The organism is Longimicrobium sp. (assembly GCF_036280135.1).
Taxonomy (GTDB): Bacteria; Gemmatimonadota; Gemmatimonadetes; order Longimicrobiales; family Longimicrobiaceae; genus Longimicrobium.
In genome coordinates this window covers 1-11,127 of the sequence record NZ_DASURI010000858.1, presented here as the reverse complement: position 1 = coordinate 11,127, position 11,127 = coordinate 1, and the positions used below count along the sequence as shown (strand labels likewise).

Here is an 11,127-nt window from a genome sequence, read left to right as displayed (position 1 = left end):
GGATCCCTTCCACTGGGGTCATTCCGAGGAGTTTCCGGAGGTCCGATGATCAAACGTACCGTCGTCGCGCCCGTCATGGTGGCCGGCGTGGCCCTCGTTTCCGGGGGATGGCTCCTGCAGAATGGCGTGGGCGGCCAGCAGAGCGTGTTTCAGCGCGCCCGCCTCTTCGACGAGGTGATCAACTACGTCGAGACGCGGTACGTGGAGCCGCACTCCCAGTCGGACCTGTACCAGAAGGCCGTCGAGGGGCTGCTCACCGAGCTGGGCGACCCCCACACCACATTCATGACGGCCGAGCAGTACGACGACCTGCACCGGCAGACCAGCGGCGAGTACGGCGGCCTGGGCATCCAGATCTCGTCGCGCGACGGCTGGGTGACGGCCGTCAGCATCCTGCCCGGCACCCCGGCCGAGGCCGCGGGCATGCGCGTGGGCGACCGCTTCCTGGAGATCAACGGCCAGAGCGCCGAGGGCTGGACGGACGACCAGGCCGTCAAGGAGCTCAAGGGCCGGCCGGGCTCCGTGGCCAACCTCAAGGTGCAGCGCGTGGGCGTGGCGCAGCCCATCCAGTTCGCCATCACCCGGCAGGTCATCCAGCTGCAGTCCGTGCCGTACGCCTACATGGTGGCGCCGGGCGTGGGCTACGCCAACCTGGTGATGTTCAGCTCCAGCAGCACCGACGAGCTGCGCACCGCCATCGACCGCCTGCGCGCCGAGGGCGCCCGCTCGCTGGTGCTGGACATGCGCAGCAACCCCGGCGGCCTGCTGGACCAGGGCGTGGGCGTGAGCGACCTGTTCCTCTCGCGCGGCCAGGAGATCGTGGAGACCCGCGCCCGCGACCCGCGCGAGAGCGAGACCTTCAGCGCCGTGACGCCGGAGTCGTACGAGGGGCTCAAGGTGGCCGTGCTCGTGGACGCCTACAGCGCCAGCGCCGCCGAGATCGTGGCCGGCGCGCTGCAGGACCACGACCGCGCCATCGTCCTGGGGACCACGACGTACGGCAAGGGCTCGGTGCAGTCGCTGTTCCCGCTGTCGGGCGGCAACTTCCTCAAGATGACGACGGCCAAGTGGTACACGCCGGTGGGCCGCAGCATCCAGAAGGAGCACCGTCCCGGGCAGGAGACGGGCGCCGAGGAGCAGCCCGAGGCCGTGGGCGCCGACGGCAACCCGGTGGCGCACGACACCACGGGCCGCGTGCCCTACCGCACGGACAGCGGCCGCACGGTCTTTGGCGGCGGCGGCATCGTGCCCGACGTGACGGTGCGGCAGGACACGGCCACGACGGCGGAGAAGGCCTTCTTCGAGGCGGCCTCGCGCAACGCCGGCAAGTTCCAGGACGCGCTGTTCACCTACTCGGTGGCGTACGAGCGGGCGCACCCCGAGCTGCGGCAGGACTTCCAGGTGACGCCGCAGATGCGCCGCGAGTTCTACGACCGGCTGCGGGCCAACGGCGTGGACCTGACGTGGGAGGTGTACCAGGGCGCCCAGCGGTTCATCGACGCGCAGCTGGTGGACGAGATCGCCCGCAGCAAGTTCGGGGCGTCGGTGGCGGTGCGCCGCAACGACACGGACGACCGGGTGCTGCAGGAGGCCATCCGCCTGCTGCAGGCGGCGCCCAATCAGCAGGCGCTCATCCAGCTGGTGTCCCGTCAGCCGCGGCAGACGGCCGCGGCCCCCAGCGGCACGCGCCGCTAAGGGGACGCCGCTCGCCGGCCCGCCGCGAAAGCGGTAGAATGAAGAGGAGGGGTGCTGCGGCGCCCCTCCTTCTGCGTTTGCGGCACTCCGCGTGCTTCTATCCGCGAGGCGGATCGGAACGACCGCGAAGCGGCGTCTGTCGCGTGAGGGATGCGCGCCCGCAGGGCCGAGACGCCGGAGCAAGGCGGCACAGTCGTATCGTGCCGCCTTGCGGAGGGGGCTCGGCGCCGTTGGCAACGGTCGTATCGTTGCCTACGGCGCGCGCAGCCCGGCCCGGAGCGCAGCGGAGGGACACGCCCAAAGCCTGCTCTTCCTTCTGTTGAAGTAGAAGCACACGAATCGCTGAACCGGACCGATCCGGCGACGTACCGACCGGTCCTGACCCTGGATCATCCACTCCATCGAGCGAAGATGTCCGAACTGGAGAGCGTGGTGGAAGTGACCCGCGGGGCCGTGGTGGAGTCGCGGCACCGCGTGCACGTGGCGGTGGTGGACGCGGACGGCACGCTGCGCGCGTTTGCCGGCGATCCGGACCTGACGACGTTCTGGCGCTCGGCCGCCAAGCCCATCCAGGCCCTGCCCGTGGTGGACGATGGGGCCTTCGAGCGGTTCGGCCTTACGCTGCAGGAGCTGGCGCTCGTCTGCGGCTCGCACAGCGGCACGCCGGCGCACGTGCGCGTGGCCGAGAGCATCCTGGAAAAGATCGGCCTGACGGCGGAGTCGCTGGCCTGCGGCGCCCACGAGCCGTTCGACCGTGAGGCGCGCCGGGCGCTGGAGGAGCAGGGGCTGGAGCCCGTGCGGCTGCACAACAACTGCTCCGGCAAGCACGCGGGGATGATGGCCGTGGCCCGCGCCCGCGGCTGGGACCCGGACGGCTACCAGATGCTGGAGCACCCCGTGCAGGCCCGCCTGCTGACGGAGGTGGCCCGCTGGACGCAGCTGCCCGCGGAAGCCATCGGCCTGGGCGTGGACGGCTGCGGCGTGGTCTGCTACGCCATGCCCCTGAGCCAGATGGCGCTGGCGTACGCGTCCCTGGCCGCCGCCGCCCGGCGGGGCGAGCGCGGGCCCGCGACGGTCGTCGAGGCCATGACGGCGCACCCGGAGATGGTGGCGGGCGAGGGGCGCATCTGCACGGACATCGCCCGGGTGACGGAGGGACGCGTGTTCGCCAAGCTGGGCGCGGAGGGACTGTACTGCGTGGGCGTGCCCGGCGCGGAGCTGGGCATTGCCCTCAAGGTGGAGGACGGCAGCACGCGGGCCGTGGCCCCGGCCGTGGCCGGCGTGCTGCGCGAGCTGGACCTGATCTCCGAGGACGACTTCGGCGCGCTGCACGGCTACGTCTTCCGCGAGATCACCAACACGCGCGGCGAGGCCACGGGCGAGGTGCGCCCCAGCATCCACCTGCACCCCGCCGAGCCGGGCCGCGTGGCGCCCTCCGCCGATCCCACCGCGTCCACCCCGGTGGATTCGGCCGATCCGGCGGACGGGACCGACGCGGACGCCGGGTCCGCCCCGGCGTGACGGCGGGGACGGATTCCCTCGCGGCGGACCGGGTGCCGTCCGCGGCGCGGACGGTGCTGCTCCACGTGGCCGCGGCCCTGGCCACGCGCGACGCGTCCCATCTCCGCGCGGCCCTGGAGGCGGCGCGGGACGGGGTGGAGACGACGGCGGTGGACGAGGTGATCCTGCAGTCGCACCTGTTCGTCGGCTTTCCGGACGCGCTGAACGCGCTGGGGCTGTGGCGCGAGGTCAGCGGCACGGAGGCGCCGCCCTCCGCCGGGGAGGACCCGGCGACGTGGACCGCGCGCGGGCAGCGCGTCTGCGCCACGGTGTACGGCGCCAACTACGACAAGCTGCGGATCAACGTGGGCCGGCTGCACCCGGACGTGGACGGGTGGATGGTGGCGGGCGGATACGGGCGGACCATCGGCCGGCCGGGGCTGGACCTGGCCACGCGCGAGCTGTGCATCGCCGCGCTGCTGGCGGTGTGGAACGTGCCGCGCCAGCTGCACTCGCACCTGCGCGGCGCGCTGAACACCGGTGCGTCCGTCGCCGAGGTGGACGAGGCGGTGGAGGTGGCGTGCGGATACCTGCCGCCGGATCGCGCGGCGGAGGTCCGCGCCCTCTGGGGCGAGATCCGCGCGAAGGCCGGCGGCTGAGGCGGGTCCGATCGACTTCGGCTGATGCGGGTCCGCCGCGGCGGGCTGTGTGTGTTTGTTGCGTGATGTCATTTCGCCCGGACGTGCCGGGCGCTTCAAGGTAGACGGGACGGAAAAGGCAAGACGTGTTTCTCGATTACGCTGAGATCAACGTAAAGGCGGGCGACGGCGGCGCGGGCGCGTCATCGTTCCTGCGCGAGTCGTTTCGCCCCCGCGGCGGCCCCGACGGCGGGGACGGCGGGCGCGGCGCGGACGTGGTGCTGCGCGCCGACGCGCAGCTCACGACCCTCATGGACTTTCGCTACCGCCAGCAGTACAAGGCCGAACCCGGCCAGAAGGGCTCCGGCACCAACTCCACCGGCCGCAGCGGCGACCACCTGGTGCTGCGCGTGCCCGTCGGTACGCTGATCCGCGACGTGGAGACCGCGGAGGTCGTGGGCGAGCTGCTCAAGGACGGCGAGGAGCTGGTCGTGGCCCGCGGCGGCAGGGGCGGCTGGGGCAACGCGCGCTTCGCCACGCCCACCAACCAGGCCCCCCGCCGCGCGGACCCCGGCGAGCCCGGGGAGGAGCGGCGGATCGCGCTGGAGCTCAAGCTCATCGCGGACGTGGGCTTGGTGGGCGAGCCCAACGCGGGCAAGAGCACGCTGCTCTCCGCCGTGAGCGCCGCCACGCCGCGCGTGGCCGATTACCCGTTCACGACGCTCACGCCCAACCTGGGCGTGGTGCAGCTGACGGGGAGCCGGTCGTTCGTGATGGCCGACATCCCGGGCATCATCGAAGGCGCGCACGAGGGCAAGGGGCTGGGGCACCAGTTCCTGCGCCACATCGAGCGCACCCGCACGCTGGCGCTCATGATCCCCGCGGACGCGCTGGAGCCCCAGGCGGAGTACGACAAGCTGATGGACGAACTGCGCCGCTACTCCACCGAACTGGCCGCCAAGCCGCACTGCGTGGTGTTCACCAAGGGCGACCTGCTGCCGCCGGACTGGCCGGCGCCGCGGGTGGAGGCACCCGGCGCGTGGGGGCAGTTCCTGATCTCGTCCGTGGCCCAGCGCGGGCTGGACGCGCTGATGGAGGCCCTGTGGCAGCACGCCGCCCTCGCCATCGCCGAGGAGACGGTGGTGGACGAGGAGCCGGAGCCCTGGCGTCCGTAGGGAACAGGGAATAGGGAATAGGGAATAGGGAATAGGGAATAGGGAATAGGGAATAGGGAATAGGGAATGGGGAATAGGGAATAGACTGCAACGGCTCCCGGGATCCGCATCCGCTGTCGAGAACGCCGCCTTCGGGCGGCGTTTTCGTTGCGCCGATTGGACGGAATCCGCCGCGTTCCCGAGGGGTGCGCTCCGATGTGGACAGGCCCCGGACCGGTTTTGTAACGGCACTTACCCGGAGTCTTTTCGGCCGTTAGCTTCCGCGCGCGATGTCCACGTTTGGACCCGCGCCGGCCCGTACGCGCGGCGCCCACCCCAGCCGCGCGCCCATGCCCCGCGATCCACAGGCCCTGGAAGCCATCCTCCGCGTCGCCATCGTCCCGGGCATCGGGCCGGCGCGGCTGTCGGCGCTGCTCGCGCGCTTTGGCGGCGTGGAGCAGGTGCTGCGCGCGTCCGCGCGCGAGGTGAGCGAGATTCCCGGGTTTGGGCCGGAGCTCGCGCGGCGCGTGGCCAGCGCGGGGACGGACGAGGGGCTGCAGCGCGCGCGGACGGCGTACCGGGCGCTGCGGCAGGCGGGCGCCGTCGTCGTCACGGCGCAGGACGACGTGTATCCCGCGGCGTTCCGCACGCTGCCGGATCCCCCGCTCGTCCTGTACGCGCTGGGCGACGTGCACCTGCTGGGCGATCCGGGGATCGGCGTCGTGGGGACGCGCCTGCCCACGGACTACGGGCGACGGACGGCGGCCGGGCTGGCGCGCGAGCTGGCCCGCGCGGGCTACAGCATCGTCAGCGGGATGGCGAAGGGGATCGACGCCGTGGCGCAGGCCGCCGCGCTGGACGCCGGCGGGGCGACGGTGGGCGTGCTGGGGCACGGCATCGACCGCGTGTATCCCACGGAGAACGAGCTGCTGTTCGCCCGCGTGCGGGAGCGCGGGCTGCTGATCACCGAGCTTCCGCCCGGGGAGGAGCCGCTGGCGGGCAACTTTCCGCGCCGCAACCGGCTGATCGCGGCGCTCAGCGCGGGCGTGCTCGTCGTGGAGATGGGGGAGCGGAGCGGGGCAAAGCACACGGTGGACTACGCGCTGGAACTGGGCAAGGAGGTGTTCGCCGTGCCCGGGCCCATCGGCTCGCCGGCGAGCGCGGGGACCAACCAGCTGCTCAAGGACGGCGCGCGGCTGGTGACCTCCGCCCGCGACGTGCTGGAGGAGCTGCACGGCGTCGGCCTCACGCCGCGTGCGGGCTTCGTCCCCGCGCCGTCCGCCGACGTCGTCGCGCCGCCGCCCCGTCCGGTCGTGCCGCCGGACCTGGCGCCGGACGAGGCGCGCGTGTTCGCCGGGCTTTCCGACACGCCGCGCCACGTGGACGACCTTGCCGCCGCGCTGGGCATGCCCACGAGCGCCGCGTTGACGGCGCTGCTGGGCCTGGAGCTGCGAGAGCTGGTGGAGGCGCTGCCCGGCAAGCAGTTCCGCCTGCGCTGATCCGCTGGCCGACCCTCACCCCCCGCCGCGGATCGCCATGGGACACCTGACGAAGTGGCTGTTCTTCAACCTCGGGTTCGGGGCCATCCCGTACGCGCTCGTGGTGGCGCTGAACCGGCTGCAGACGCCCGGGGTGCCGCTGCTGCACCCGTCGTCCGAGATGCTGTTCATCGCCCTGGCCTCCACCTCCTCGGCGCTCGCGGAGCTGTGGGACGGGGAGGACCACTGGCCACCCCGCTCGCGTGGAACGCACCCACTGGCAGATGGTGCTTTTGCTGGGCGTGCTGTCGTCGAGCCTCTTGTACGGGGCGTACACTTACCATAACTTCATGAGCCCGGGACGGGCCGCCGCGGTGGATTGCACAGCGGTCGCGAGCCTGCTCTCGCAGCAGCGAACCGTCTCCTGGGGCTCCGTCGACTGGACGCGGGTTTGCCTGCCCTGGATGCGCGTCCAGGCCGGGTTCTTTCGCTGGTCGCTGTGGCTCACGAGCCTTTGCGTGATCGTAAGTACAACGGCGGTGCACCGGTGCCGCCCCCGATGGAGGTGATCACGATGGAATGGTACGAGTGGGTGTTCGCGTTCTGCGGCGCCAGCATGGCGGTGTCCACGCTGCTCGTGGGCCGGATCTTCTATGACTCTCTCCGCCAGCGCGCTCCCCGGCACGGCGGCAAGCCGCGTACGGACCGGTAGGCGTGGCGTCGTCCGAAGGCCCCCGCGCGCGGCGGGGGCTTTCCGTTTCCGGCCGATGCGCGACGCGGCGGAACGCGCGGCGCGCTTCGGTGTCGTTATCCCCATGCAATCCAGCCCCTTGCCTCATCCCGCCGTGGCTGACCGGCCGCGGTCGCTGTACGTGCACGTGCCGTTCTGCACCCGCCGGTGCTCGTACTGCGACTTTGCCGTGCAGGCCACGCGCGAGGCCCCCACGGCCGACTGGCTGGGCGCCGTCGCGGGCGAGATGCGGATGCTGGCGGACGAGCGCGGGTGGACGGCGCCGCTCCGGCTGGACACCGTCTACCTGGGCGGCGGTACGCCGTCGCTGCTGGGGCCGGACGCCATGGCCGCGCTCCGCGACCGGCTGCGCCCCTGGGCCGAGTGGGGCGACGACGTGGAGTGGACCTGCGAGGCCAACCCCGAGAGCTTCACGCCCGAGGTGGCCCGCGGCTGGCGCGCCGCGGGGGTGAACCGCATCTCCCTGGGCGCGCAGACCTTTCACGAGCCCACGCTGCGGTGGATGGGCCGGCTGCACGGGCCGGACGGCCCCGCGCGGGCGTTCGACGCGGCGCGGTCCGCCGGCATCGGCAACGTGAGCGTGGACCTGATCTTCGGCGTCCCCGCCCGCCTGGAGCGCGACTGGGGCGCGGACCTCGTGCAGGCGCTGCTCCTGGAGCCGCAGCACGTCTCCCTCTACGGCCTGACGGCCGAGGCGGCCGCGCCCCTGGGGCGCTGGGTGGGCGAGGGGCGCGAGACGCTGGCGGACGAGGATCGCTACGCCGACGAGTACCTGCTGGCCCACCGCACGCTCACGGGCGCGGGCTTCGAGCACTACGAGGTGAGCAACTTCGGCCTGCCGGGGCTGCGCTCGCGGCACAACTTCGTCTACTGGACGGGCGAGCCGTACGCGGCGCTGGGCCCCGGCGCCCACGCCTTTTATCCGCCCCTGCGCCGCTGGAACGTCCGCTCCTGGGACGCGTACCGCGACCACGTGGCCGCCGGGCGTCTCCCGACGGACGACGAGGAGACGGTGGACGCCGACACGGGCGGCCTGGAGCGCGCGTGGCTGCTGCTTCGCACGGACCAGGGCTGGCCCCTGGACGACGCGGGCGACGCCGTCCGCCGCCTGGCCGCGCAGTGGACGGGGCGGGGGATGGCGCGCGAGGCGGCCGGCCGGCTGCGCCTGACGGCGGAGGGGTGGCTCCTCCTCGATACCCTGGCCGTGCAGATGGCCTCGGCGGCGGAGACGGACGCCCTCGCTGCAGCTTTGACAGGATGAGGGCGCCCATGCGCGCGGAACCCGGCCGTTCCGGCGGACCGGTCGCGTCCCGGCTCTTGCGTACCATCGATCCCGTGCGGGGAAGGGCGGCGCGGGAGGCGGATGCGTCTGTTTTCGCGGAAGCGGCGGCGGTGCACGGGATTGACCGCGTGGCCCCGCGGGGGCAGATTCATCGGGTTTTGCTCCAGTTTCACCCGGCCCCGACATGATGACGGGAGAACCTCTTTCCGAGCGCGAGCACCAGATCCTCGAGGCGGTGATCCGCACCTACGTGGAGACCGCCGAGCCCACCGGCAGCCGCACCGTGGCCCGCCGGTTTCCGCTCGGCATCTCGCCGGCCACGGTGCGCAACACCATGAGCGACCTGGAGGACAAGGGCTACCTCTACCACCCGCACACGTCCGCCGGGCGCGTGCCCACGGACCTGGCGTACCGCCTGTACGTGGACGCGCTCATGGACCGCCAGGCGCTGTCGGAGGTGGAGCGCACGGCCCTGCGAGACGGGCTGCGGCAGGAGGGTGAGGGAGCGGCCATCGAGCGGCTGCTTCGCCGGGCCGCGCAGGTGCTGGGGCTGCTGACGCAGGAGCTGGGGATTGCCGCCGCGCCGCAGCTGGAAGACGCCACGCTGGAGCGGCTGGACCTGATCCACGTGAGCGAGCAGCGCGTGCTGCTGGTGATGTCGCTGCGCGCCGCGGGCGTGCGGACGGTGTACGTGGACGTTCCCGCGGCCATCCCGGCCGGCGCGCTGCCGCCCGTGGCGGCCATCCTGAACGACCGCCTGGCCGGCCATACGCTGCGGGAGATCCGCGCGACGCTGCCGGCCCGCCTGCGTGACACGGTGGCCGCGGACGATCCCGGCGCCGGGCTGCTGAACGTGTTCCTGCAGTCCGCCGACGAGATGTTCGCGCCCGTCACGCGCACGCAGGACGACCTGCTGCTGGGCAGCGCGGCCGTGCTGGCGGAGCAGCCGGAGTTCGCCAGCGGCGAGCGGCTTCGGTCGCTCATCACGCTCACGGAGCGGCGCGACCTGCTCAAGCACGCGGTGGCCGCGCGCGGGCTGGGCGAGGGGCTCAAGGTGACCATCGGCGTGGAGCACCAGGACCCGGCGCTCTCCGGCTTTACCCTCGTGACGTCGGAGTACCACGTGGGCGGGCTCAAGGGCGTCATCGGCGTCATTGGCCCCACGCGCATGCCGTACGAGCGCGTGATCGCCATGGTGGAGAGCACCTCCGCGCTCGTGAGCGAGCTGCTGGTGTAGGGACGGCGAGGGCCGTCGCTTCGCGACGGGAGGTCCTCTCCCCCGACCAGCCTTTTGCTCGTTCCTCGCAACGGCGGTTAGCCCTTCCCCCAACTTCAGGGGAGGGTTGCCGCCGGCGCGAACCGTCCGAATGTCCAGCCGCAGTTCTCCCTTCCCCCATTCTGTTCATGGGGGAAGGGTCGGGGATGGGGGGCGCTCGACCGTGCGTGATCCACGCGCATCCGCACCGGACCCGGCGGTCCGGGGGGAGTTGCGTGAGGGATGCGCGCCCGGAGGGCCGGGACGCCGGAGCGGCGGGGCAACAGCAGTATCGTTGCCCCGACGTGGAGGTGGCCCGGCGCCGTTGGGCACAGTTGTATCGTGCCCTACGGCGCGCGCAGCCCGGCCCGGAGCGCAGCGGAGGGACACGCCCACATCAGGCAGTTGCAGTTGCCGAAGCAGTCGACGCCCTTGAATCAGCGCCCCAGACACATGCGGGACGTGCCATGATGAGCACCGCGATGCGAGACTACTACGAGATCCTCGGCGTCGAGAAGACGGCCGACGGCGAGACCATAAAGAAGGCCTACCGCAAGCTGGCCCTCCAGTACCACCCCGACCGCAACGGCGGCGACAAGGAGGCGGAGGACAAGTTCAAGGAGGCCACCGAGGCGTACGAGGTGCTGCGCGACGCCGACAAGCGTGCCGCGTACGACCGGTTTGGCCACGCGGGCGTCAAGCGCGGCGCCGGGGCCGGCGGCGCGGGCGGGTTTGGCGGCGGCTTTGGCTTCGAGGACGCGCTGAACATCTTCATGCGCGACTTTGGCGGCTTTGGCGGGTTCGAGGACCTGTTCGGCGGGCGCCGCGGCCGCGGGGGCGTGCAAAAGGGCAAGGACCTGCAGGTGCGCGTGCCCATCACCCTGCAGGAGGTGGCGACGGGCGTGCGCAAGCGCGTGAGCATCCGCGCCCTGGACCCGTGCGGCACCTGCGGCGGCACGGGCAGCGCCGACGCGGGCGAGGCGGCCACCTGCACCACCTGCCAGGGCGCCGGCCAGGTGCGCACGGTGCAGCGCACGGTCTTTGGCCAGTTCGTGCAGGCGGCCGTGTGCCCCACCTGCCAGGGCGAGGGCAAGGTCATCAAGAACCCGTGCAAGACCTGCAACGGCGACGGCCGCCAGCGGGGCGAGCGCGCGGTGGACGTCGACATCCCGCCGGGGGTGAGCAGCGACAACTACCTCACCCTGCGCGGCGCCGGCAACGCGGGCCCGCGCGGCGGCCCCCGCGGCGACGTGATCGTCGTGATCGAGGTGGAAGAGGACACCCGCTGGATGCGCGAGGGGAGCGACCTGTACTACGACCTTCCCGTCTCGTTCAGCCAGGCGGTGCTGGGCAACGAGGTGCAGGTGCCCACGG

Annotated in this window: 10 protein-coding genes; all 10 read left to right on the top strand. The window is 72.5% G+C overall.

Annotation, left to right across the window (positions count from 1 at the left end):
- The first annotated feature begins 45 nt into the window (after positions 1 to 45).
- Positions 46 to 1,695 carry a S41 family peptidase gene (locus tag VFZ20_RS27815; protein WP_329687227.1) on the top strand — a complete coding sequence of 550 codons (1,650 nt, stop codon included), beginning with the start codon at positions 46 to 48 and terminating at the stop codon, positions 1,693 to 1,695.
- Between the two features lie 411 nt (positions 1,696 to 2,106).
- Complete coding sequence (locus VFZ20_RS27810; protein WP_329687226.1) at positions 2,107 to 3,216, top strand: asparaginase; 1,110 nt, start codon at positions 2,107 to 2,109, stop codon at positions 3,214 to 3,216.
- On the top strand, positions 3,213 to 3,854 hold the full coding sequence (locus VFZ20_RS27805) for a carboxymuconolactone decarboxylase family protein (RefSeq protein ID WP_329687225.1): 642 nt from the start codon (positions 3,213 to 3,215) through the stop codon (positions 3,852 to 3,854). Before VFZ20_RS27810 ends, VFZ20_RS27805 begins: the two co-directional genes overlap by 4 nt.
- A 125-nt stretch (positions 3,855 to 3,979) precedes the next feature.
- The gene (gene obgE, locus VFZ20_RS27800; protein WP_329687224.1) at positions 3,980 to 5,008 is read left to right on the top strand and encodes a GTPase ObgE; all 1,029 of its coding nucleotides are present in this window, start codon (positions 3,980 to 3,982) and stop codon (positions 5,006 to 5,008) included.
- Between the two features lie 329 nt (positions 5,009 to 5,337).
- Entirely contained in the window at positions 5,338 to 6,486 is a 1,149-nt protein-coding gene (gene dprA, locus VFZ20_RS27795; RefSeq protein ID WP_329687223.1) for a DNA-processing protein DprA, read from the top strand.
- A 37-nt stretch (positions 6,487 to 6,523) separates the two neighbouring features.
- Positions 6,524 to 6,811, top strand: coding sequence for a hypothetical protein (locus VFZ20_RS27790; RefSeq protein WP_329687222.1), 288 nt, complete (start codon positions 6,524 to 6,526; stop codon positions 6,809 to 6,811).
- A 219-nt stretch (positions 6,812 to 7,030) separates the two neighbouring features.
- The gene (locus tag VFZ20_RS27785) at positions 7,031 to 7,177 is read left to right on the top strand and encodes a hypothetical protein (protein ID WP_329687221.1); all 147 of its coding nucleotides are present in this window, start codon (positions 7,031 to 7,033) and stop codon (positions 7,175 to 7,177) included.
- Positions 7,178 to 7,310: 133 nt separating this feature from the next.
- Complete coding sequence (gene hemW, locus VFZ20_RS27780; protein ID WP_329687220.1) at positions 7,311 to 8,477, top strand: radical SAM family heme chaperone HemW; 1,167 nt, start codon at positions 7,311 to 7,313, stop codon at positions 8,475 to 8,477.
- A 205-nt stretch (positions 8,478 to 8,682) separates the two neighbouring features.
- The gene (gene hrcA, locus VFZ20_RS27775) at positions 8,683 to 9,735 is read left to right on the top strand and encodes a heat-inducible transcriptional repressor HrcA (RefSeq protein ID WP_329687219.1); all 1,053 of its coding nucleotides are present in this window, start codon (positions 8,683 to 8,685) and stop codon (positions 9,733 to 9,735) included.
- Positions 9,736 to 10,220: 485 nt separating this feature from the next.
- Positions 10,221 to 11,127: DnaJ domain-containing protein (locus tag VFZ20_RS27770; RefSeq protein ID WP_329687218.1), on the top strand; the 907-nt coding region annotated here is incomplete at its 3' end.

Excerpts from the sequence above, each read along its gene's own strand:
- VFZ20_RS27815 (WP_329687227.1), top strand. The coding sequence starts at position 46 with ATGATCAAACGTACCGTCGTCGCGCCCGTCATGGTGGCCGGCGTGGCC.
- VFZ20_RS27810 (WP_329687226.1), top strand. The coding sequence starts at position 2,107 with ATGTCCGAACTGGAGAGCGTGGTGGAAGTGACCCGCGGGGCCGTGGTG.
- dprA (WP_329687223.1), top strand. The coding sequence starts at position 5,338 with ATGCCCCGCGATCCACAGGCCCTGGAAGCCATCCTCCGCGTCGCCATC.
- VFZ20_RS27790 (WP_329687222.1), top strand. The coding sequence starts at position 6,524 with ATGGGACACCTGACGAAGTGGCTGTTCTTCAACCTCGGGTTCGGGGCC.
- hrcA (WP_329687219.1), top strand. The coding sequence starts at position 8,683 with ATGATGACGGGAGAACCTCTTTCCGAGCGCGAGCACCAGATCCTCGAG.